Raw genomic sequence first — 20,971 nt, 5'->3', positions numbered from 1 at the left:
CCATGCGAACCCGACAACTCGCCTTCACCGTCGCGCACCGGCTCGCAATCCTCGCCTATATCGTCTTCGCGCTCTTTCCGCTCTTCTGGCTGCTCAAGGTCTCGGTGACGCCGAACGACCTGCTCTACAGCGAGGGCGTGCGCATGTGGCCGTCGCGCGCGACGCTGGAGCATTATACCTTCGTCATCGCCCACAGCGCCTTCCCGACCTTCTTCAAGAACAGCCTGATCGTCGCGGGCTCCACGGCGGTGACAGTGACGATCCTTGCCTCGCTCGCCGGCTATGCGCTGTCGCGCTTCCGCTTCCGGGCGAAATACTGGATCGTCGCGCTGATGCTGATTACGCAGATGTTTCCGCTCGTCATGCTGGTCGCGCCGATCTTCAAGATGCTCTCGCCGCTCGGCCTCACAAACAGCCTGACCGGCCTCGTCATCGTCTACACCGCCTTCAACGTGCCGTTTGCGACCTTCCTCATGCAATCCTTCTTCGACGGTATTCCGAAGGACCTGGAGGAGGCCGCGATGATCGACGGGGCGACGCAGTTCATCGCCTTCCGCCAGATCATCCTGCCGCTGACGCTGCCCGGCATCGCCGCGACGCTCGGCTTCGTCTTCACCGCCGCCTGGAGTGAACTGCTCTTCGCGCTGATGCTGATCTCCGGCAACGACGCGGCGACCTTCCCGGTCGGGCTTCTCACTTTCGTGTCGAAATTCTCTGTCGATTTCGGGCAGATGATGGCGGCGGGCATTCTCGCGCTTATCCCGGCCTGCCTCTTCTTCCTGCTCATCCAGCGCTATCTCGTGCAGGGCCTGACGGCTGGCGCGGTCAAAGGCTGAAAGGACCTTCCATGGCTTCCATCGATATTGAGGGCATCCGCAAGAGCTTCGGCGCCTTTCCCGTGCTGCACGGCGTCGACCTTGCCATCAGGGACGGCGAGTTCGTCGTGCTGGTCGGCCCGTCCGGCTGCGGAAAATCAACGCTTCTGCGGATGATTGCGGGCCTTGAGGAGGTCACGGCCGGCGATATCCGCATCGACGGCAAGCGCGTCAACGATCTTGCCCCGAAGGACCGCGACATCGCCATGGTGTTCCAGTCCTATGCGCTCTATCCGCATATGAGCGTTGCCGACAACATGAGCTACAGCCTACGCCTTCGCCGCTCCACCAAGGAGAAGATCGCCAGCGCCGTCAGCGGCGCGGCCGCCAAGCTCGGGCTCGATCCGCTCCTGGAGCGCCGCCCGCGCGCCCTTTCCGGCGGCCAGCGCCAGCGCGTCGCCATGGGCCGCGCCATCGTGCGCCAGCCGAAGGCCTTCCTCTTCGACGAGCCGCTTTCCAACCTCGACGCGCGTTTGCGCGAACAGATGCGCGCCGAAATCAAGAAATTGCACGGCGATCTTCGCGCCACCTCCATTTACGTCACGCATGACCAGATCGAGGCCATGACGCTCGCCGACCGCATCGTCGCCATGCATGGCGGCGTGGTGCAGCAGGTCGGCACGCCGCTCGATCTCTACGACCGGCCCGCCAACCTCTTCGTTGCCGGCTTCATCGGTTCGCCGGGCATGAATTTCTTCGAGGGGCGCTACCTCGTGTCCGGCGACCACGCGGACCTGAAGCTCGAAAACGACGTGACCCTGCCGGCGCGCAGGGTCGGCGGCATAGAATCGGGTGAACCGGCAACCCTCGGCATCCGCCCGGAACACGTCGTCATCACGGAGGGCGGCGCGCTGGAGGGGAGGGTCGATCTCATCGAGCCGACCGGCTTCGGCATCATCATGCATGTCACGGTGCATGACGTGCCGCTCAAGGTCTTCACGCTCAACCGCGCCATGCTGAACCCCGGCGCGACCGTCCGTCTCGACCTGCCGCGCGACAAGCTGCACCTCTTCGACGGTGAGGGCAGGCGGCTGGGGTGAAGCCGGGCTGGTTTTGCAGGGAACACTCGCTGATTTACTGCGCTGAGCTTCTGGCGATTTTTTGCCGAATGGCCGATTTTGCGACCTTTGCGATGTTTCAGAATGGGATGTCCTCAACCTCACCAACTACCTGGAACGCCGGCCGAGACAGCTTTCCGGCGGTCAGCGCCAGCGCGTGGCCATCGGCCGGGCGATCGTGCGCGAGCCGTCGGCCTTTTTATTCGACGAACCACTGTCGAACCTCGACGCGGCGCGGCGCGCCGCGCGCAGAACCCTTTCTGCCATGGGAGCCTAAGCCGATGGAGATGCACAATCGCGATCTGAAGGAAGACATTCGCGACACCAGATAGAGATCGTCGCACGAGACCGTGGCGGTGGATATGCGCAGGCCGTCGCACGAGCGTTGCCACACGCCGGTCAGGTTGCCGACCGTTGGCATCTGATGGAAAACGCCAGCCACGCCTTTCTCGACGCCGTTCGTAAATCGATGCGGCAGGTCCGGATGGCAATCGGCACTGCCACGGTAAATCCAAAACTGCTGATCGCCGCTGAGCGGCTGCAATACGAGGGATATCTGCGGCGCGAAGAGGCAAACGCCGTTATCCGCGGGTTCGTCAGTGAGGGTTTGTCCATCAAGGAGATCGTGCGCCGAACCGGGCATAGTCGAAAGCTGGTCCACAGCGTCGTTCGTGGTCAGCGGACTGACATCTTCCGGGTTCGGCAAACCTCTCTCGAACCGCACCTGCCTTGACTTGAAGCGCAATAGGATGCCGGATTGCGTAATGGAGCCGAACTGTGGCGTCAGCTTCGACTGGCCGGTTTTGGCGGAGGCCTGCGTGTTGTCACCGAATGGGCAACAAGACGAAGGCGGGCAGAAAAGGCTGAGAGCGGACTTGGTCATGCTCCCGCCGCGCGAACCGTCGTTCGCCTGATGACCCTCGAGCGCAACAACCTGACCAAGGCTCAAACGATGACGGTTGCCGCCATCGAAGAGAGGCTGCCGGACCTTGTGGAGGCCAGGGATGTCGTTGAGAGTTTCCATGACATGTTGCGCCGCAAGTCCTCCGGTCCGCTCTTATCGCGGAAAATGCAATATGATTCGCTAGCGTAGTCGCCACCGATGCCAGCTGCCGGGGAGATGACCGCCGCCCTTTGCTCGAATTTTCTCACCATTCAGATGCTCAGTTAGGGCCAGAAGTGGCATGACGATCGGCAGCGGCTTCGGTCAAGCCCGCGGCGGCGGCAATTTCCGGCAAGGCGAGCGGCTGATCGATATGGGCGGCCATATGGTCCAGCGCCGGTCGCAGGCGCGTTGGGATGGGATGGAAACGCACCGAAGGTCGGTTCTGTCGGCAGGATCGTAAGTCCACATCCGTGTGTATCGACGCCAAGTCTCCAATTTTGTATCCGCACCCCCGCCGGCTCAGTCCCGCGTGGAAACCAACAGGTTCGGTCAGTATCGGAGAGCTGACAAGTGTCAGCGGTCTTTTTGGTCTCAAGATCGAGCGCGACCTGCATTTCGAAGCCGAGCAGACGTTGTCCGCTTACGCGTTGGAAGCACACGACTGGGCCATATCAACGCCTGATGCGTAACGGGAGTGGCCTTTGCAGGCCGCTCCCGTTTAACGGGCGATACCGCTTCCGAAAGTCGTTGCCTCTTGTTATCAGTGTGTGATAACATAGATAGTATGAGTTTAGAACGTGACGAAGGGCTCGATGCTCTTTTGGGTTTGGACGGAGAGACATTCTTTGTCGATGCAAGGGGGCATTACAAGGTCAAGTTCCTCGTAAAGCGCGTAAAAGCCGACGAACGTAAACCGCACGGCCTGAATTACAGCCTCACGCTGCACGACAAGTCGGGCGACCGCATTGTTGGATTCGATAATGCCCATCCCGTGCCTACCCAGTCGGGGCCGGCTGGCAAGAAGCGCATCGTCAACGACCATAAGCACCGGTACAAGACGATCCGCCCGTATGATTACAAGGACGCAGCCACCCTGCTTGGAGATTTCTGGGCACAGGTGGATTCCGTCCTGAAAGAGGAAGGAGTCACACCATGACCGCACTCAAGGTAGGTATTGCCTCTTACGAGGATTACAAGAAGCGCACGATGGCCATTGCGCGCGGCCAACTCAAGCCCGCGGCCGATGATCCCAAGGTGTGGTTCACCTCCATGGAGAGCTTTGCGAAAGTGCTTTCGGATCGCAATAGGGAGCTTCTTGCGTTGATCGCGGCCACAAAGCCCGGCTCAATGAACGAACTGGCTGAAAAGACCGGTCGGGCACCATCCAATCTATCGCGCACATTACGCACAATGGAGAGGTTCGGTCTGGTGCGTTTCGAGAAGGGGGCAGGCAAAACGCAGGCTCCCCGCGTCGACTACTCAGACATCATTCTTGATGTTCCTCTCCAGCGCGCAGCGGAAATACTGGCAATCTGAAGACCGTTCGGCCTGCGCGCAGTATGAATATCTGGTCGCTCGCAACGCATATCCTTCGCGGAAATACGAGGGTGCCGCCTATCATGATATCGCCGCAGCCCTTGAACGTTGCCGTGTCGTCCATCGCTTCTCTTGAGTTCGCCCGCCGGTTGGCTCTGGCAGCCATCACGGCAATGGCGACATGCACCTGAAGAGCGGGTCGTTGATCTATAGCGGGTCAGGTGACAAACCGCAGCTCGCAGCCCACTATGACGTGCTCTCGACAATCCCCTACATCCCCGCGGATGCCATGGCTCACCCCTCGAACCTATCCCGAATAATCGTCTCGGCGATCGCGGTTTCGAGATCGCGTGCGATATAGAGCACGTCCGGTTTAATCCGGTTCATATCCTGCTGCCCTGAAGTAGTTGGCGCATTCTGTGGGGGTGAGGAGCTCGATGATGGAACTGGCGGCGTTCCAGAGAGCAGAGATGGTTCGTTCGGCCCTTGCCCGCATCAACACCTTGAGCTTTGCGAATGCATTTTCGATGGGGTTAAAGTCGGGACTGTAAGGCGGCAGGTGGAGCAGGCCCACGCTCTCTGCTTCGATGGCGTCACGGACGCCAGCGACCTTGTGGGCGGGCAAGTTATCCATGATGACGACATCGCCTGCGGCAAGCGTGGGAACCAGCATCTGCTCGACATAAGCGCGAAACACGTTGCCGTTCATGGCACCGTCGTAGACGAATGGCGCGGTCATGCCGGACAGCCTGAGTGCGCCGGTGAAAGTGGTGGTTTTCCAATGGCCGTGCGGCACACCGGCCCGACCGCTAACGGCCTATATCGGAGTCGGCTCATCGCCGAACGTCCGAAAATATGCCGATCCAACGTCGCTGGGTGCGCAGGAAGCGAAGGGGAGGGAAGATCCGCTGTAGGCAAGGCGGTGTACGTAACAGCGTCACTGTTAAGCGGCAACGTCACCAATCAATGAGCCAGCTGGAATGTTCCATTCCTTGCTGAGCTTTCGGATCTGTTCGAGATTGATTTCCCGCTTGCCGTTCAGAAGGTCAGCGGCACGCGCTTTGGAGCCGATAACGGCTACCAGATCCGCACGAGTGTAGTTGTTAGCAGCCATCACCGACTTGACCACCTCCACCGGACTTGCCGCCGGGATTGGGTAGTTTTTACCTTCATACTCTCCGATCAGAAGAACGAGCGCGTCAAAATGAGCCGCGTCTTCAGAGCCTTCCTGCGGTTCGTTCTCGAAATACGGCCGAACTTCCTTCAATGCGGCGTTGTACTCGTCTTCACTCTGAAGGGTTCGGAAAGCTTTCAAATTCAACATGTCGCCTTTCCTCACATCAGAGTTTTGCTACGTCAATCGCGTCATACTGGGCATGCGTCCCGACAAACAGAACGAAAATCCGTTTCGTCCGAAATGCGACCAATCCCACGATGCGGTACTTGTTGCCACCCACGTCAAAAATCACTTTGTTGCCGGCGACGATATCGGCCGAGTTGAAGGTTTTCTTCAGCTCACTGAAATTGCTCCAGTTTGCCTTCGATGCGGTGGCATACCATTCCGTCATCGCCGCTCCAGCGGTTTCTCTCGGCGCGCCTTTCGGCAGGCTATTCCAGAAATTGACCAAAGCGGACTTAGCGATAACGTTCACGCCTGCTCCTATTTAGCGCGTTCCCAATTTGGAAACAAGCCCAAAATTCCCAACTTGGAAACTGATTTCTGTATCGAGTTCCTCAAATCGTGCAGACCCCCGCATCGTTCGTCAACCGTCAGGGGAGGAATGGCGTTCGCGACCCCGCACAGACCGAGTTCGCCAACTCCCTTCGCCTTCATGGGCGACGACATCGGATTCGCCTCGTCCATGAAGATAACCTCCTGATGCGGTAGCCGTAACCGTCGGGATGGTCGCTACGGTATTCCGGCCGCCCTCGGCGATGCGCCGGACGGAGACGCGCTTTCCTGCCATAGTTAGGAGAATCCTTGAAGAAGGAAAAGTTTTGTCTTACGTTTCGTATATCGATCAAGTTGGAGTATGACGATGAACGAAACTGCGACCCTGTCATCGAAATTCCAGATTTCGATTCCCAAGGCTATCCGCGCAGCCCAGCATTGGGAGGCGGGCCTGACCTTTGCATTCATTCCCAAGGGAGCGGGTGTCCTTCTGGTCCCCGTGCCCAAGCGGGAAGCATTGGCTGGCATCGCCAAGGGTGCATCACCCAGTGACTACCGCGACCGGATGGATCGCGTCTGATGCATCTTGTCGATACCTCTGCTTGGATCGAATGGCTGATTGGTTCACCGACCGGCGAACTCGTCGCCCGACATCTGCCCGAGCAATCCGACTGGCTGGTACCAACCATTGTGCAACTCGAACTTGCGAAGTGGCTGGTGCGTGAGGTTGGCGAGGACAAGGCGGATCAGGTGATCGCCTTCACGCAGCTTTGTCATATTGTGCCGCTCGACACCGAAATTGCACTGGCGGCGGCTGACGTTTGCCGGGCGCACAAATTGGCAACCGCCGATGCCATCGTGTTTTCCACGGCCCGCACACACAATGCCGATCTTATCACCTGTGATGCACATTTCGATGGATTGCCGGGGGTGACATTGGTCGAGAAGATCAAGCCCTGACCCTCGTCGCATCGGCCACGTTCGGCCGCCATCTGTTCGTTGAGCTTGCGCACCATCACCGCTTCGATCGCAGGCAGGCAGTCGGCGGCAATGAGCGGATCGACGCCAAGCGCCTGCGCCATGGCGAGTGCAGCACCCATGTCCCAACCGATGATGACGCTGGTGCCCATGCCGCCGGCGATGCGCAACTGTCCGGTCAAGCGCAGGAGGAGGTCCCAGACCTGCCAACCTTCCGGAGCTTCCGGATGGTTCAGCGTAAGCGCGATTTTCAGTTCCTGCACCTGGATGAGGTTTGATTAGGCTTGTGTCCATCATGGAGGTTATGGACACAAGCGCGATGCTACCGTCGCATCATGGTGCGGCCTGAGCCTTGGCGAAGTTGAAGGGTAGCAAGTCGGTAATGTCGTCCTCAGCCGGGCGCTGCGGCAGTTCGGTGAGAACGAAGCGCAGCCAGACGTATGGATCGATACCGCAGGCACGGCAGGTCAGCATGAGGCTGTAAACGACGGCGCTGGCTTTGGCACCGGCAGGCGTATCGCTGAACAGCCAGCTATTGCGTCCGGTGCAAAACGGCCTGATGTCGCGCTCAAGCAGGTTGTTGTCGATCGGCGCGTGTCCGTTTTCGACATAGCGGATCAGGTAATCCCACTGGTTGCGAGTATAGGAGATGGCCTTGCCAAGCTTGCCCTTGGGCAGCACCTTGGGGGCAAGGTCGTCGAGCCATTTCCTGAACGCCGCTAACACTGGAAGGCTATGCGTCTGACGGAGCCGTCGGGTAAGATCGGCACGCGTCTCACCCTTGGTCACGTCGGTTTCCCGCGCCAGCCGCTCCACCTTGTAGAGCGCCTCGAAGAAGGCCAGTGCCTGAAGCGGCGGTCCGCCTGGTTTCTTCATAGCCTTGAGCGCGTCGGTAAATTGTAAGCGCAGTTTTCGGGTCACCTATGAATCGGCTGCGGCGTAGGCAAGTTGTGTCCACAAGCAACGTAGTGGATGTGTTTCGGCGTGGAATAAGGGCTCTGACGCGCTTTTGGTGACGTTCAGTTTGGCCCTATGACGCGGGCCTCAAGGAGATCGAGTTTTCCGCGACCAGGCGCCAGTCAAACGCGGGGAGTGTGACATTCCAACTTTGCAGAAACAGAACATTCTAACTTTGCGACGAAGCCATTGAAATTATTGGCATGTCGCACTTGGAAATAGAATGTACCCCCCCACATGTAAAAAATCGCGTAATCTATCTTATGGAACTCGCGAGAGGTTTGTTTCTGTTACTTTTCTCAGCCGAACCGCTTGTCGTATTTGTGCGATTTCCTCGATTGCCTGCACCTTTATCTGTTGCCCCTGACCGAGAGCACATTCCAATACATGGTCGATGGCGACTAGCTTGATCGCCTGGGAAACATGCGGCCCCCGATAACCTAGAGTTTGCCCGCATCCTTTGACCTTTCTCATTTTCGCCAAGCGCGCACGGAATTCGGTCCCATTTAGTCTGCCAGATCCTCGAACAGCCAAGGTATGAGAACGCGTGGCGGGTGCGCGTGAGCAGCAACGATGTATCCGAAAGAAGCGGTCGGCATAACTCTACTGGATCTTCGTCCATTTGCGCCGTGGCGCGCGCCAACGCCTCCAGATAGGTTCGATGGGCGGGCTGCGCTTTAAGCGGGATGCGTGTGCCGATTTTCGCATGGCCATCCCCTCCACAAGCCAGACAATTGACCCGCTACAGGCGAGCATCGCCCTGTGTTCCGCGAAGGTCGAGACAATATGTGCAGCCACGCGGCTGCGGGGACCGCGCGGTCACCAGAGGGCGGCAGTCGAGTTGGGATGCGGCGAGCGCACTATTGTTCGTCGGTCGAGGCGGCGAGGTCCTTCTGACCCTCGAGTTCGGCGAGACGCTCGCTGAGCGCCCGATGCATCGCGCCGTAGGCGTCGCTGCCGAGCGCTAGCCGCAGGGGCGACGCCTGCGGGTCGGCCGTCGCGATGATCGCCGAGACGACCTTTTCCGCGTCGCCCGGCGAGACTTGTAGGTCCCGCTCCCGAAGAGAGTGTTGGCCACTGTCGTCATTGACGATACACCCACGAGCGCTTGGACCTACATTGCCGTGAGCCAACCCAACGCTCCATTGCCTAGCCTGGAGAGCTGCTTCACAGCTGATTGCTATCGCAGTCGCGTGTCGAACTGCTAGGGAGCCAAACCGACCCCATAGGAGGCGCCCGCTCGCCAAAACCAGTCCTGATCGAGATCGAGTTCACGAGACGCCTCCTTAATGGCGGACTCGGCGCGGTCGAAGATCGCGTAGCAAAGTTCGGTATCATCATGGCGAGCATGATAGGCAATTCCGTCAGCGCTCGCCGGATGCTCGAACAATGCTTTTGCCCAGGCTTGCGGAGCGTCGTAAGGAAGACCCGAATGAGGGACTTCCGCCGTGGCGCCAATCATCGCGAGGCCCGGGCCGGTGAGGTCGATCAGTTTCAACGGCGAGACCGTCTTGAGGCGAACATATCCCCTGCGTCTCAAGAGGCCGCTATCGATCAAAGTGCTTCCAGGTGATCGCAGGAACGTTTCGGCGAACGCTCCATTGACCAACCGTGCGACGTAGAGCACCCTGAATGACCCGTCGGGAGCATTGAAGCGTCCGCTTGTCGATCGATCGAAGAAGATCGGTTCATAAATTGCCGTGTAGAATCGATGCAGGTCACTCCCCACGGGGATCGGGACCATTTTCGGATTGCGGCTATGCAGATCGGCAGGAGGCAGGGGGACGGTCACGCGCCCTGCTCACCGTAGCGGTTGGCTGCGTCGAGTACCAACTGCAGGTTCCCCTCTCGCAGAACGTCAATTGGTTTCCGCCCATTCAGGCGAACATCCGGTTGCGCAAGGAAGTTCAGAACCGCCCAGGGGCTCTCAACAGATAGGGAATCTTGTACTTCCCTGAGACCTGTCACAACAGTACCATCCCGGTTGAACTGAAGGGTCGGATAGCAGCGTCTGTTGCTCGGACCAGGAACGGCAAGCAAACTTCCCTCTTGCACGCGCTTATCTACGGCCTGACGGGAGACGCCATGCAGAAGTGTCCTGACCTGCTCCAGATCGAAGGCGCCGCCGGCCGCCTTTAAGTCGTTCTGCGCGATCCGGACGCCCTGAAGCACAGCCTGGCTGCGTGCATCCGGCTCGAAGGCCGCCTTGTTGACTGCGCTGGTCGGCTGAGCACGCTCTTTGGCTCTCGCAAGTTGGCGCATTCTTCGAACCACCATGCTATTGCCGCGAAAGCGCTTCCCGACGGTTCGGGCGACGGCGCTCGCTGTTTCCGGCTGCGAAGTCACCACGGCAAGGTGCGCGCCGGCAGGCAATTGGAACCCGGCGATCCCCTCAAAGGGGTTCGCGTCAAGAACGTACATCGTCATGACGGAGTTCGGACTGTCGTTGTTGGTTTTCGGCGACTTGGACTGGATCTTCTGAGCCATAGTGGTTCTCCTGAAAAGAAGATGGTCTTTCGAAGCAACTTCGTCAACCATGACAATTTTGGCAACCGCACTCATGCGTTGGTGAGGAAGGCATAATACCAACGAGCGCTGACGGCGACTCATAGAGGGGTTCCCAAATCATCGAATTTCTGACTCCCTGTGCCGAACGGAGATTCGGCATGACGAGCCTACAGCGGATCTTCCCTCCCGTTCGCTTCCTGCGCACCCAGCGACGTCGGATCGGCATATTTTCGGACGTTCGGCGACAAGCCGCCTGTGATATAGGCCGTTAGCCGCGCCAAGGGGCGGCGAGTTGCTAAGGCGGATCGGGTGACCGCGGCACGGAGTTTGCCGGCTTCAGGGCTTTGGAAGATGGTATCGGTGCGCGCAGCTGGTTCTGCGACCCCAGCGCACCAAAAAGGTGCCGTGGAAAACGCCAACAAGCGCATTCGCCGCTTCATGTCGGGCGATACCGACCTGGCAGCCATATCACAGGGTGATCTCAACCAACTCGCCCGACACCTGAATGACCAACCCCGAAGGTGCCTCGGTTACAGGACGCCGGCCGAGGTGTTTATGGCTCATTTGCAAGAAGCGGGGTGATCCCCTACCCTCAACACCGGCATGATGCACTTGGGTTAGCTTCTCCAAACCAATCACAGCAGAATGCGATAGATCAATCCCGGGAAGTTTGTTTCGAGATTTTGAGAAGTGCCTGATGTTTGACGAGCGCCGAGAACAAATACATTGCTTATGGGACGAACTGTCCGATTTTGATCTGAGTCAGTCGAAGGCTGCTGTCGCCCATGCAATGACGCGCCTTTCCGAGCTCGGCGGGGTTTGGAATGCCACTTGGGCCGGGGCGATTCGTATGAAGGGCGCGGACGAAACAGATCCGTTGCTGGGTTGGCGCGTGGCCGTCGGCGAAGCGCTTCACCCCGCCCTGCTGCAGTCCGACGACAAGCATATGGCAGGTGTGATGGACGTCTGGGATCGTCGGGACATCGATCCGTCCTTCCTGATCCCCCTCAAGAATGTCGGCATCTTCCGAACCTATTCTTTGCGCCGGGATCTGCCGGCCGATTGGTTCGACACGCCATTCTATCGAAAGCACTACGGCTTTTGTGATATCCATGACGTGGCCTTCGTCGCCTTCCCGCTGAACGAAGAATGCGAGTCGCATTTCGCCTTCTATTCGCCTCATTCTATCTCCGATGACACGCTCGCACTGCTGGCCTATGCCCTGCGCGGCATCAAATGGTTCCATCGCCACCTGATGCTGAGCCATGGCCTTATGGTGGCGAAGGCTCCCCTGACGCCGACGGAGCAGAAAGTTCTGCAACTGCTGCTGACCGGTGCGACCGAGAAAAGCATCGCGCGTCAGATCGGCCTTGCCGATTCCACCACGCATCAGCATGTCGTCGCCATCTTTCGCAAATACGGCGTGAAGAGCCGCGCCGCCCTGATGAGCCTCTGGCTCAATGGTTCCGGTGCAGCCGGCTGATCGGGCCGGCCCCAGACCCCTCCCCTACTGTTTAGTCGGGATGACGTGACAGGGTGATTCCTCTAGGAAATCCAAGCACCTGCAGTTGAAATGGTTGGTTGGGGCGCCTTGCCCTGTCGGTCTTGCTGGCGGGGCAACTCATATAGGCCGCCAGGGACGTAGCCGAGGGGCGCGACACGATGGCGAAGAATTTCAAGGCGAAGGAAAAATGTGGCCCGGCGGGCTCCGGACGTCTTGTAGGGGCATTGCTCTGCACCACGGCGCTAGCCTTGACCCTGCCGGCGGGGGCCTCATGGGCACAGAGCGTCTCGTGGAATGGCGGGACAGGCGATTGGAATTCGGGTGCAAACTGGAGCAGCGGGAATCCCCCGACATCGGCAGAAGCTGCATACTTCTTCAATGGCGGGACGGTCGAGATCAATAATGGAACAAACGCTGAAGCTCTTGTGCTCGGCCTTGGCTCCGGCAGCGGAACATCGGGCAATCTGATCATCCAGACCGGCGGTGGCCTCGCACTGTCGGCCGGTCTTGCCGTCGGCAACAATGATGTCGCAGCTTCATCGCTGCTTGACATTGATGGCGGCACCCTCGTTCAGAATGGGGGAGCCTCCTGGATCTACGATACCGGGCAGCTCGTGCTGCGCAATGGTGGCGTGATCGATGTCTCGGGCAATGGCAATGGCGGCGTTCTGGGCCTGAGTGGCGGCACGCTGGTCATCGGAGATGGCGGCGGTATTGTTCTTGCCACGGCGATATGGAGTTTAGGTACACCCGGTCACGTGATTTTCGACAATGCCAGTGACAGTACATTTTCGACGCTGATCGAGGATAACGTTGACGTGGTGCATGATGGCGCGGGCACCACGACGCTGTCTGGAAACAACACCTATACGGGCGGGACCGCGCTCAATGCCGGTGTTGTCTCCGTGTCTCAAAACAGCAATCTTGGCGCTGCCAGCGGTATATTGACCTTCGATGGCGGTACGCTGCAAACCACGGCGGGCTTCTCCATGAACCGCGCCACCACCATCGGCGTGGGCGGCGGAACGTTCGACGTAACCGCTGGAACGCTCACTCAGGCCGGAGTGATTTCCGGAAATGGCCCGCTCAGCAAGACCGGCGTTGGGACGCTGACTCTGACGGGAAATTCCTCAGCGTTTACAGGCACGACCACCGTCAGCGAGGGAACACTCGTTCTCGAAGATCTGCTGGGGGGCAGCAAGTCCATTCGTCAAACAGGCACTCTCGACCTGAGAGTAGCCGATGCCGCCGCCGGCGAAACAGTGGAGGTCGAGGACTGGGGCGTCATCAGCCTGTCGGTGACGGGCGCCGGCAATGGCGCGATATTCGACCTGGACGACAATGCGACCGTCAATGTTCTGGCAAGCAATGCCCTTTCGGCAACGAGCACCGTCTATTTTACCGACCGCGACACGAAACTGCGTCTCAACGGTTATAGCACGACTGTCGGCAGACTGATTGTTTCCAATGACGAGAGAGGGATCATTACCAATGAGGGCTCATCCCAGAACGCCATTCTGACGGTGGTTGGGCAATCTGGTGACTCCTCCTTTACCGGAACGATTGAGGACGGCTCGGGCAGTGGAACCCTGGGCCTCACTCTTGAGGACGGAATCCTGGATCTATGGGGTGCCAATACCTATACAGGCGGCACGACGGTCAATGGCGGTACGCTGCTGGCCATCAGGGCCGGGGCCTTTGTCGATGAAACCGCCTATGTGATCAACGGCGGCATGCTCGACCTAGGCGGATTCGACCTAACCATGTCGTCGCTCTCGGGCGCAGGCGGGACGGTGTCGCTCGGGGTCGCAAACCTGACCGTCGACCAGGCAACAGATACGACCTATGCCGGCGTTCTCACCGGCACCGGCGACGTCATCAAATCCGGCACGGGAACGCTGACGCTGACCGGTGATTCCTCGGCTTTTGCCGGCACGATCACGGTGGGTTCCGGCGGCGCGCTGGTGGTAGGCGTGGGAGGAAGCGGCGTGCTGGGCGGTGCCCTGACCATCGGCGCCGGCGGCCGGCTGGGCGGCACCGGCACGGTCGGCACGGCGGGCATGACCACGACCATCGCGGCAGGTGCGGTCCACGCACCAGGCAATTCCATCGGCATACAGCATATCGCGGGCGATTATGTGAACAACGGCACGCTGGTGATCGAGGCGACGCCGACGGCCGCCGACCAGTTGGTGGTCGTAGGGGCCGTCGACATCACCGGAGCCAGCCTCGAACTCCTGCTCTCGCCGACCGATGCTGCAAGCTGGGACAGCTTCAACGGCCCCTTCACCATTATCGACAAGCAGAGTGCCGGCGCTGTCGTCGGGACCTTTAGCCCGGTTACCAGCAACCTGCTGTTTCTTGATGCCATCCTTGATTATGCCGGGGGCGACGGCAACGATGTGACGCTCGAGCTTTTGCGCAACGATATCGCATTCGCGTCTACCGGCATCACTCGAAACCAGATCGCCACTGGTACGGCTATCGAGGCGCTCGGTAGCGGTCATCTGCTCTGGAACTCGATTGCGCTGGCCACCGATCCCGATCTGGTGCGCGCCAGCTTCGATGCGCTCTCCGGCGAAGTTCATGCCTCGATGAAGACGGCGCTGATCGATGACAGCCGCTTCATCCGCAATGCGGTCAACGACCGGCTCCGCGCCGCCTTTGACGAGGGTGGCGCGAGCGGCGGCGTGGATACGACCGACGGTTCCGCATTCTGGGGCCAGGCCTTCGGATCGTGGGGGCAAATCGATGGCGACGGCAATGCCGCAAGCCTCGACCACTCGACTGGCGGCCTCCTCTTCGGCGCGGATGTCCCCGTGTTCGACGACTGGCGTCTCGGGGCGGTTGCGGGCTACAGCAACACCAATGTCGATGTGACCGGCCGCCAATCCTCCGGTTCGAGCGACAATTACTATTTCGGCCTCTATGGCGGCGCACAATGGGGCGACTTCGCCTTGCGCACCGGAGCAGCCTACACGCTGCATGACATATCAACGACCCGCATCATCGCGGTCCCCGGCGTCAGCGATAGCGTGAAGAGCGACTACACTGCCGGAACGGCACAGGTCTTCGGTGAGTTCGGCTATCGCATGCAGGCCGACAATGCCGCCTTCGAGCCGTTCGCCAACCTCGCCCATGTGAGCATCAACACAAGGGGCTTCACCGAACAGGGCGGTGCTGCGGCGCTGAGCGGCGCTTCGGCGAATACCGATGCGACTTTCACCACGCTCGGCCTGCGCGCTTCAAGCACCTTTGACCTCGACGGCACAAGCCTGATGGTCAACGGCATGCTCGGCTGGCGCCATGCCTTCGGCGGCGGGACGCCCGAAAGCACGATGCGCTTTGCTGGCGGCACCCGCTTCACCATCGCCGGCGTACCGGTCGTGCGCGATGCAGCCGTGTTCCAAGCGGGTCTCGATCTCGCGATCACATCGAACACCACGTTGGGCGCGTCCTACAACGGGCAGTTCAGCGCTGGCGTCGCTGAGCAGTCATTCAAGGCGAATCTCAACGTCAGGTTCTGATCGCGGCAGTCCAGGCCCTTTGCGGAGGGGTATCTCAGCACCAACAAGAACCTCAGTGCAGGCGTGGGTGGGTCTTGTCGGGAAGTGGAGTTGCCCCCAAAAGACCGGACATGCTCAGGCTTGAGATTGCGAGTTAATGAATTCGCGCGGCGATTGATAACGTAAGGCGTTGTGCAGATGAAGATTATTGTAAGTAAGCGCGATTTTCAGGTCCTGCCGATGGATGAGGTTGGGTCGGCTTGTGTCCATTATGGAGGTTATGGACACAAGCGCGATGCTACCGTCGCATCATGGTGCGACCTGAGCCTTGGCGAAGTTGAAGGGTAGCAAGTCGGTAATGTCGTCCTCAGCCGGGCGCTGCGGCAGTTCGGTGAGAACGAAGCGCAGCCAGACGTATGGATCGATACCGCAGGCACGGCAGGTCAGCATGAGGCTGTAAACGACGGCGCTGGCTTTGGCACCGGCAGGCGTATCGCTGAACAGCCAGCTATTGCGTCCGGTGCAAAACGGCCTGATGTCGCGCTCAAGCAGGTTGTTGTCGATCGGCGCGTGTCCGTTTTCGACATAGCGGATCAGGTAATCCCACTGGTTGCGAGTATAGGAGATGGCCTTGCCAAGCTTGCCCTTGGGCAGCACCTTGGGGGCAAGGTCGTCGAGCCATTTCCTGAACGCCGCTAACACTGGAAGGCTATGCGTCTGACGGAGCCGTCGGGTAAGATCGGCACGCGTCTCACCCTTGGTCACGTCGGTTTCCCGCGCCAGCCGCTCCACCTCGTAGAGCGCCTCGAAGAAGGCCAGTGCCTGAAGCGGCGGTCCGCCTGGTTTCTTCATAGCCTTGAGCGCGTCGGTAAATTTTCGGCGCGCATGCGCCATGCAGCCATAATGAGTGGCGCCCTTGATCGTTCGCCAGGCCTCATAGCCGTCACTCATGAGCAGGCCGCGATAATCCCCGAGGAAGGCTTGCGGGTATTTCTGGCCACGGCCGGGCTGATAGTCGAACAGCACGATCGGCTCGTCGCTGTCCTGGCCGCTGCGATATGCCCACATGTAAGATGTATCCTGCGCCTGCCGGCCTTCCTCTTTCAGGACCTGGACGAAGGTCTCGTCGCCGTGGATCAGCGGCTGCAGCCGAAGTTTCTCCTTCATGGCATCGTAGATACGCTCAAGATGCAACTGGCTCGACCGGATCACCCAGTTGGCGATTGCCCCGCGGCTGAGAGATACGTTGGCACGGCCATTCATGCCGCGCCGGAAGTCGACCGGCTGCGTCGCCACCATGATCTTCACTCCACCAGGCGAAAGTCCAATCACCGGCGTGCTCGCAACGCTGCCACGATCGCCTGCGCTAATTCGGGCGCCACCGAGCCGATCACGGTCATGCGCGCGCCAGCAATCTCGATCTCAATACGCCCCGCGGCGTCGTGGGCGACATCCGACGGCGAGTTCTCGCAAGACGTTCTATCGCCAACCACCGTCACCGGCACGAACATAGCCTGCTGTGCGCCGGCTTGCGCGGATCGTCGAGAGGTCAGCCCGGCTTCGCGCCGCCAGACGTTCAGCAGACCGCGATTGACGCCCCAGCGCCGGGCGATCGCCGAGATGTTCACGTCAGGCTCTGCACTTTCGGCAAGGATCCGCGCCTTCTCCTCGTCGGTCCAATTCCGCCGCTGGCGTCGACCCGTGATCACCTCGATCCGACGATACTTCCCCTCATGCCTGGCTTCATGCATGCCTTCATCCATGGCTTCAAGCATGGCATCAGCGCGATCTCCAACCATCGCGTTCCGCTCCTGTCGATGAAGGAGTTGTTCTCGCGGCCTCAATCACAAAAGGAAAGGTGGGGTGTTCGTCGCGCTCACAAAGGAACGGCGTCGAGACATACGCCGGCCTGTGCGACCTCTTCACCCGCCTCGCGAACGGCCACCTCGCCCAAGACATCGATGCTCTAATGCCTTGGGCTTATGCCGCCCGCGTCAAGGCCTCACAATGAGCTCGCCAAGTACTATTCGGTGAGCTCATTTGACGGCCGATATCGCCGTCAGACCGCTGCAACCGCAAAATCCATGGGGCGTGGACGTCGCATACAGTTTACAAACCGGCCCCAACAGGACCAAAACCTGAATTAAGCTACTTTTAGACGGGGACAATCAGGGGGACGCGTCACCGCAATGCGGTGGTTGCAAAACAACGCTTGCGCCACCAAAGCGAGGCGTTTTATTAGCTCACCAATTAAACGGTCTAAACTCCGGCCCGAAAATGTGAGATGACAATGATTCTCAAAATGCGAACAGTTTTGGATGATGGTTTTCTTGTTGGCCTAGTATTCGCACTTTTCCTCGCAGGCAGGATTGTGCCATATCTGATTTTAGTCGGTGTTGTTCCGATTGTGTTGTTCTGGGCAAAATCCGACTATACCAAATCCTCTACGGTGCTGACGCGTTTCTTGTTGCCCACCATGGGCTATTTCGCCTTCTGCCTTTTGCTTCTTTATGCATACCCAGGTCTTCAGCCCGACCAGGAACCGCCAAACAATCCGAACCTCGAGCTTTACACTGTCGCTATTGCCCTGTTGGCAGCGGGCTTCTTGCGCGGACAGCAAATCAAGAACATTTCAGCTCGCTTCCAAACCATTGTGCCCCTGTCGCTTCTGGCGGCCTTTGCTGTGCTGAGCACCTATATGTTTCTCGGTATCGACGGGTGCCGGGTAAAGGTGGCAGCTTCCTGGCCTTTTATTCCAGCGATAATTTTTGCAACTCTCACGTTCCTCCTACTTCTTGGCTGGGAGGGGAGAACGGTACCGCAGCGATATTTCCGGCTACTTTTGATCTCGTTGAGCATCGTCGTAACTCTCGCCTATACCGGCTCTCGAGGCATTGCCATTGGACAATTTGCGGTTCTTGCTGCTCTTGCTTTATTGAGGTGCGTAGTGAAGTACAGAAGCGGGTTGCCGAAGCTCCGTGAGCTTGCTGCAGCGGTGACGGCGGGACTAGTGCTTTGCGTTCTGGTTGGAGTATCGACTGGCTGTAGTGGTTTCAACAGATGGCCTGCACTCCTCGAAGTCGTGAATCTTAGAACGGCTGGACACATCCAACTCTTATCCAAGCCGGAATTGGAAGCCCGTGCTGGAGAGACTGCGTCCGAAATCGTCGCCAAGCCGGCCCCTGCAGTTGCGCGGAAAAGCACCGCGGTAATCATCAAAGACCCGTCAATAGCGCTCAGACTCGACATGTGGACCGTCTCCTGGGAAGCAATTCGGCAAGCACCCGTACTTGGCCACGGCGCTCTCTCACTTCGCCCTATCATCGAGGAGAAGTTCGGCTTCGAGCACAATCACAACCAATATTTGGCGTGGCTTGTGACCGGAGGAGTTGTCTTCCTGATTATAGGTCTGTGCTTTCTCTCCACGCCTGTTCTGGTTTCCAAGGTTCTCGCGCCTGTTGATCGGGCTTTGTTTTTTTGTCAGTGACAGGACTTTGGGGCGTGGCCATGATATTCGATGCCTTCCTCAATCTTGACTTCTACCTTCATTACTTCAGTCTCCTGCTTGGCGTTCTTTTCTCGGTCGCAAACGATACAGCCAAGAGGCAACCAATGCAGAACGAGTATCCTAATGCAGCGTAATACAATTTTCTTCGATCTTACTGAGGCTCTACTTTCCGCGTCGGCACGCCGCGTTCAATATTATGGCATTGCGCGTACGGTGATTGAGGCTGGCAAGGAGATTGCAGCCCTCGCTGAGGACGTCCGCTTCGTCGTCTTTTCGTTCGGCAATCGAGCCTTTTATGAGGTGACATGGCAGAAGACGCCCGAGGGCGCCATCATCTTCGATTTTCCTAACGATGTCGGGCAGCGCTGGCAGAGAACCTACTATGGCGGATCCGGCCTTCTCTCAGGCATCGCGCGCCTGCTCAGCATTCCGGTTTCTAAGCGAAACAGAAGCGCATGGGAACGCAGGGCAAAGAATCTTGCTAGAGTCAAGATTTCCGATGGCGTCTTCATCTCCGCGGCTCGGCCCAAGCTAATCGTCGACATGATCAGCACCCTTGAGTGCGATGGTTCGAACACGGCGGTCGTACCGTTGTTGCACGACTTCATGCCATTGCACCGGGGCGCGACCAAACGGTTCCGCCGGTTCGACCGCAACTTCCTTCATGACAATCGCTTCGTCATTGAGCGTTCAAAGCTCGTTCTGACGAACTCAGAATTTACACTTGAGGAACTGGGGCGGTTTGCAGGGACGGGAATGCTTCCGAAGCCAGGACCCGTCGTGGCAATACCACTCGTTCATCATTGCCCGGACGGCGTCGAGGCGCAGGAAATCGATCTGCCATCGGAACCGTATTTGCTCACCGTCGGGCTCAACCTCGGCCGAAAAAACATAGAAGTAGTGCTGGAAGCTCTTTTGCGCATGAAAAAGCGTGGGCTGCATGTCCCGCCCCTCGTCGTCGCGGGCGCCTTGCGCAAAAGATTGCAAAACTACGTCGACCAACCGTCACTCCAACCGATCCGTGATCGCATCGTATTCGCCAAGAACCCCAATCAAACCGACCTCGTGCGGCTTTATACTCATGCACTCGCTTTAGTGATCCCAAGTCGGATTGAGGGATGGGGTTTGCCGGCCGGCGAGGCGCTTTGGTGCGGAACGCCGGCCATCTGTTCAACTGCCCCCGTCTTTCGTGAGGTCTGCGGTGATCTCGGGCTATATTTCGATCCCGACGATCCCGACACGTTAGCATCCTTGGCAGACAGATTGGCCCAGGATGCTAACTACCGGGGGATATTGCGCCAGCAGATTGCTGAGGCAAAACCTCACCTCCGAACCTGGAGGACCGTCGCCAACGATATCCTCTCCGCAGTCCGTTCAATCGTCCCCTAAAACTCGTTTCGAGCGAACTATGATTTGCGGCTCTCAGTCTGATTGAACCGCACCGGGTTTGCCGGAGGCCATTTGGTTTAGGTTATGCGGCCATGGCTGGTTCGTCCAGCATGGCGTAGTAGCGTTCTTCAGCCTCGGCTGGCGGTATGTTTCCGATGGGCTCCAGAAGTCGTCGGTGGTTGAACCAGTCGACCCATTCCAGAGTAGCGAATTCCACCGCTTCGAAGTTCCTCCATGGCCCGCGCCGATGAATGAGCTCGGCCTTGTAGAGACCGTTGATCGTTTGTAAGCGCGACGAACCCACCACCTTGCATGTAGGTTGGGTTGATGCTGCCGGGCGTGTTGTTACCGAGCCTGTCTTGTGATTGCGTGCAATTGCAGGACTGCGGATGAGATATGGTGGTGGGCCGTCGCCCTTATTTTGCGCCGCTCCTGAGGAGAAAGCCGGATGAGGAGTTTGGCGAGCTGCGGATTGACGGCCATGATGGGGGCGATCACGGGCTTTGGCGTGGCAAGGAGGATCGGCGCCCACGCTTCGCCGCCCAGACTGAGGCCAAGGGAAAATCCGATCGCCCAGGGACCGACGATGGTCTC

General features: G+C 58.9%; 18 protein-coding genes and 12 pseudogenes. 17 read left to right on the top strand and 13 right to left on the bottom strand.

Annotated features, from left to right (window positions below):
- Positions 1-2: 2 nt before the first annotated feature.
- From HNQ66_RS02465 to HNQ66_RS23455, 9 genes and pseudogenes are all read left to right on the top strand, one after another.
- Complete coding sequence (locus HNQ66_RS02465; RefSeq protein ID WP_184140519.1) at positions 3-836, top strand: carbohydrate ABC transporter permease; 834 nt, start codon at positions 3-5, stop codon at positions 834-836.
- 11 nt (positions 837-847) lie between these two features.
- Positions 848-1,915 carry an ABC transporter ATP-binding protein gene (locus HNQ66_RS02460; RefSeq protein ID WP_184140516.1) on the top strand — a complete coding sequence of 356 codons (1,068 nt, stop codon included), beginning with the start codon at positions 848-850 and terminating at the stop codon, positions 1,913-1,915.
- Positions 1,916-2,024: 109 nt separating this feature from the next.
- Positions 2,025-2,186, top strand: a pseudogene (locus tag HNQ66_RS02455) (ATP-binding cassette domain-containing protein); the annotation flags it as partial.
- 75 nt (positions 2,187-2,261) lie between these two features.
- Positions 2,262-2,990: pseudogene (locus HNQ66_RS23460) on the top strand (transposase); the annotation flags it as partial.
- Positions 2,991-3,117: 127 nt separating this feature from the next.
- The gene (locus tag HNQ66_RS02445; protein ID WP_184141349.1) at positions 3,118-3,279 is read left to right on the top strand and encodes a hypothetical protein; all 162 of its coding nucleotides are present in this window, start codon (positions 3,118-3,120) and stop codon (positions 3,277-3,279) included.
- The gene (locus HNQ66_RS02440; RefSeq protein WP_184140514.1) at positions 3,233-3,508 is read left to right on the top strand and encodes a DUF2958 domain-containing protein; all 276 of its coding nucleotides are present in this window, start codon (positions 3,233-3,235) and stop codon (positions 3,506-3,508) included. Before HNQ66_RS02445 ends, HNQ66_RS02440 begins: the two co-directional genes overlap by 47 nt.
- A 95-nt stretch (positions 3,509-3,603) precedes the next feature.
- Positions 3,604-3,975, top strand: coding sequence for a toxin-antitoxin system TumE family protein (locus HNQ66_RS02435; protein ID WP_184140512.1), 372 nt, complete (start codon positions 3,604-3,606; stop codon positions 3,973-3,975).
- The gene (locus HNQ66_RS02430; protein ID WP_184140510.1) at positions 3,972-4,355 is read left to right on the top strand and encodes an HVO_A0114 family putative DNA-binding protein; all 384 of its coding nucleotides are present in this window, start codon (positions 3,972-3,974) and stop codon (positions 4,353-4,355) included. The genes HNQ66_RS02435 and HNQ66_RS02430 overlap by 4 nt, the downstream gene beginning before the upstream one ends.
- A 49-nt stretch (positions 4,356-4,404) precedes the next feature.
- Positions 4,405-4,650, top strand: a pseudogene (locus HNQ66_RS23455) (HipA domain-containing protein); the annotation flags it as partial.
- Positions 4,651-4,728: 78 nt separating this feature from the next.
- Here the strand turns inward: HNQ66_RS23455 and HNQ66_RS02425 are convergent.
- The 4 genes and pseudogenes from HNQ66_RS02425 to HNQ66_RS23735 form a co-directional block, all read right to left on the bottom strand.
- Positions 4,729-5,160, bottom strand: a pseudogene (locus HNQ66_RS02425) (IS630 family transposase); the annotation flags it as partial.
- 138 nt (positions 5,161-5,298) lie between these two features.
- Positions 5,299-5,679: a helix-turn-helix domain-containing protein gene (locus tag HNQ66_RS02420; RefSeq protein ID WP_184140508.1), complete on the bottom strand. Its 381-nt coding sequence runs from the start codon at positions 5,677-5,679 to the stop codon at positions 5,299-5,301.
- Between the two features lie 16 nt (positions 5,680-5,695).
- Entirely contained in the window at positions 5,696-6,007 is a 312-nt protein-coding gene (locus HNQ66_RS02415; protein WP_184140506.1) for a type II toxin-antitoxin system HigB family toxin, read from the bottom strand.
- An 8-nt stretch (positions 6,008-6,015) separates the two neighbouring features.
- Positions 6,016-6,243, bottom strand: a pseudogene (locus HNQ66_RS23735) (hypothetical protein); the annotation flags it as partial.
- Positions 6,244-6,388: 145 nt separating this feature from the next.
- Here HNQ66_RS23735 and HNQ66_RS02410 point away from each other — a divergent pair.
- Together HNQ66_RS02410 and HNQ66_RS02405 are read left to right on the top strand one after the other, a co-directional pair.
- Positions 6,389-6,607: an AbrB/MazE/SpoVT family DNA-binding domain-containing protein gene (locus HNQ66_RS02410; protein ID WP_281396966.1), complete on the top strand. Its 219-nt coding sequence runs from the start codon at positions 6,389-6,391 to the stop codon at positions 6,605-6,607.
- Positions 6,607-6,987 (top strand): type II toxin-antitoxin system VapC family toxin, encoded by a 381-nt coding sequence (locus HNQ66_RS02405; RefSeq protein WP_184140502.1) that lies wholly within the window; start codon positions 6,607-6,609, stop codon positions 6,985-6,987. The genes HNQ66_RS02410 and HNQ66_RS02405 overlap by 1 nt, the downstream gene beginning before the upstream one ends.
- A gap of 26 nt (positions 6,988-7,013) precedes the next feature.
- Here the strand turns inward: HNQ66_RS02405 and HNQ66_RS23800 are convergent.
- The 5 genes and pseudogenes from HNQ66_RS23800 to HNQ66_RS02385 form a co-directional block, all read right to left on the bottom strand.
- Positions 7,014-7,157: pseudogene (locus HNQ66_RS23800) on the bottom strand (DUF7697 family protein); the annotation flags it as partial.
- Positions 7,158-7,338: 181 nt separating this feature from the next.
- Positions 7,339-7,911: pseudogene (locus tag HNQ66_RS02400) on the bottom strand (IS66 family transposase); the annotation flags it as partial.
- 911 nt (positions 7,912-8,822) lie between these two features.
- Entirely contained in the window at positions 8,823-9,095 is a 273-nt protein-coding gene (locus HNQ66_RS02395; protein WP_184140500.1) for a Rossmann-fold NAD(P)-binding domain-containing protein, read from the bottom strand.
- Positions 9,096-9,166: 71 nt separating this feature from the next.
- Positions 9,167-9,754 (bottom strand): RES family NAD+ phosphorylase, encoded by a 588-nt coding sequence (locus HNQ66_RS02390; protein ID WP_343059407.1) that lies wholly within the window; start codon positions 9,752-9,754, stop codon positions 9,167-9,169.
- Positions 9,751-10,449, bottom strand: coding sequence for a hypothetical protein (locus tag HNQ66_RS02385; protein ID WP_246434146.1), 699 nt, complete (start codon positions 10,447-10,449; stop codon positions 9,751-9,753). The genes HNQ66_RS02390 and HNQ66_RS02385 overlap by 4 nt, the downstream gene beginning before the upstream one ends.
- A gap of 332 nt (positions 10,450-10,781) precedes the next feature.
- Here HNQ66_RS02385 and HNQ66_RS02380 point away from each other — a divergent pair.
- From HNQ66_RS02380 to HNQ66_RS02370, 3 genes and pseudogenes are all read left to right on the top strand, one after another.
- A pseudogene (locus HNQ66_RS02380) lies at positions 10,782-11,052 on the top strand (transposase); the annotation flags it as partial.
- A gap of 115 nt (positions 11,053-11,167) precedes the next feature.
- The gene (locus HNQ66_RS02375) at positions 11,168-11,953 is read left to right on the top strand and encodes a helix-turn-helix transcriptional regulator (protein ID WP_184140498.1); all 786 of its coding nucleotides are present in this window, start codon (positions 11,168-11,170) and stop codon (positions 11,951-11,953) included.
- A 179-nt stretch (positions 11,954-12,132) separates the two neighbouring features.
- Complete coding sequence (locus HNQ66_RS02370; protein ID WP_184140496.1) at positions 12,133-15,501, top strand: autotransporter domain-containing protein; 3,369 nt, start codon at positions 12,133-12,135, stop codon at positions 15,499-15,501.
- A 288-nt stretch (positions 15,502-15,789) separates the two neighbouring features.
- Here the strand turns inward: HNQ66_RS02370 and tnpC are convergent.
- Together tnpC and tnpA are read right to left on the bottom strand one after the other, a co-directional pair.
- A pseudogene (gene tnpC / locus HNQ66_RS02365) lies at positions 15,790-16,734 on the bottom strand (IS66 family transposase); the annotation flags it as partial.
- Positions 16,735-16,808: 74 nt separating this feature from the next.
- Positions 16,809-17,279 (bottom strand): IS66-like element accessory protein TnpA, encoded by a 471-nt coding sequence (gene tnpA / locus HNQ66_RS02360; protein WP_184140489.1) that lies wholly within the window; start codon positions 17,277-17,279, stop codon positions 16,809-16,811.
- 86 nt (positions 17,280-17,365) lie between these two features.
- Between tnpA and HNQ66_RS02355 the strand changes: the two are divergent.
- From HNQ66_RS02355 to HNQ66_RS02345, 3 genes and pseudogenes are all read left to right on the top strand, one after another.
- Positions 17,366-17,491 (top strand): annotated as a pseudogene (locus tag HNQ66_RS02355) (transposase domain-containing protein); the annotation flags it as partial.
- 273 nt (positions 17,492-17,764) lie between these two features.
- Positions 17,765-18,967 (top strand): O-antigen ligase family protein, encoded by a 1,203-nt coding sequence (locus HNQ66_RS02350; protein ID WP_184140487.1) that lies wholly within the window; start codon positions 17,765-17,767, stop codon positions 18,965-18,967.
- Positions 18,968-19,111: 144 nt separating this feature from the next.
- Positions 19,112-20,377 (top strand): glycosyltransferase family 4 protein, encoded by a 1,266-nt coding sequence (locus tag HNQ66_RS02345; protein WP_184140485.1) that lies wholly within the window; start codon positions 19,112-19,114, stop codon positions 20,375-20,377.
- Between the two features lie 82 nt (positions 20,378-20,459).
- Here the strand turns inward: HNQ66_RS02345 and HNQ66_RS02340 are convergent.
- Both HNQ66_RS02340 and HNQ66_RS02335 read right to left on the bottom strand, forming a co-directional pair.
- A pseudogene (locus tag HNQ66_RS02340) lies at positions 20,460-20,663 on the bottom strand (IS3 family transposase); the annotation flags it as partial.
- A gap of 59 nt (positions 20,664-20,722) precedes the next feature.
- A pseudogene (locus HNQ66_RS02335) lies at positions 20,723-20,971 on the bottom strand (YecA family protein); the annotation flags it as partial.

It is taken from the genome of Shinella fusca (assembly GCF_014203155.1).
Classification (GTDB): Bacteria; Pseudomonadota; Alphaproteobacteria; order Rhizobiales; family Rhizobiaceae; genus Shinella; species Shinella fusca.
Note: the sequence above shows the minus strand (reverse complement) of the source record. Positions and strands in the feature narration are given on the sequence as shown.

What these genes read in the sequence shown, in the direction of transcription:
- HNQ66_RS02465 (WP_184140519.1), top strand. Translation starts at nt 3, where the DNA reads ATGCGAACCCGACAACTCGCCTTCACCGTCGCGCACCGGCTCGCAATC.
- HNQ66_RS02460 (WP_184140516.1), top strand. Translation starts at nt 848, where the DNA reads ATGGCTTCCATCGATATTGAGGGCATCCGCAAGAGCTTCGGCGCCTTT.
- HNQ66_RS02445 (WP_184141349.1), top strand. Translation starts at nt 3,118, where the DNA reads ATGACGATCGGCAGCGGCTTCGGTCAAGCCCGCGGCGGCGGCAATTTC.
- HNQ66_RS02440 (WP_184140514.1), top strand. Translation starts at nt 3,233, where the DNA reads ATGGGATGGAAACGCACCGAAGGTCGGTTCTGTCGGCAGGATCGTAAG.
- HNQ66_RS02435 (WP_184140512.1), top strand. Translation starts at nt 3,604, where the DNA reads ATGAGTTTAGAACGTGACGAAGGGCTCGATGCTCTTTTGGGTTTGGAC.
- HNQ66_RS02430 (WP_184140510.1), top strand. Translation starts at nt 3,972, where the DNA reads ATGACCGCACTCAAGGTAGGTATTGCCTCTTACGAGGATTACAAGAAG.
- HNQ66_RS02420 (WP_184140508.1), bottom strand. Translation starts at nt 5,679, where the DNA reads ATGTTGAATTTGAAAGCTTTCCGAACCCTTCAGAGTGAAGACGAGTAC.
- HNQ66_RS02410 (WP_281396966.1), top strand. Translation starts at nt 6,389, where the DNA reads ATGACGATGAACGAAACTGCGACCCTGTCATCGAAATTCCAGATTTCG.
- HNQ66_RS02405 (WP_184140502.1), top strand. Translation starts at nt 6,607, where the DNA reads ATGCATCTTGTCGATACCTCTGCTTGGATCGAATGGCTGATTGGTTCA.
- HNQ66_RS02385 (WP_246434146.1), bottom strand. Translation starts at nt 10,449, where the DNA reads ATGGCTCAGAAGATCCAGTCCAAGTCGCCGAAAACCAACAACGACAGT.
- HNQ66_RS02375 (WP_184140498.1), top strand. Translation starts at nt 11,168, where the DNA reads ATGTTTGACGAGCGCCGAGAACAAATACATTGCTTATGGGACGAACTG.
- HNQ66_RS02370 (WP_184140496.1), top strand. Translation starts at nt 12,133, where the DNA reads ATGGCGAAGAATTTCAAGGCGAAGGAAAAATGTGGCCCGGCGGGCTCC.
- tnpA (WP_184140489.1), bottom strand. Translation starts at nt 17,279, where the DNA reads ATGGTTGGAGATCGCGCTGATGCCATGCTTGAAGCCATGGATGAAGGC.
- HNQ66_RS02350 (WP_184140487.1), top strand. Translation starts at nt 17,765, where the DNA reads ATGACAATGATTCTCAAAATGCGAACAGTTTTGGATGATGGTTTTCTT.
- HNQ66_RS02345 (WP_184140485.1), top strand. Translation starts at nt 19,112, where the DNA reads ATGCAGCGTAATACAATTTTCTTCGATCTTACTGAGGCTCTACTTTCC.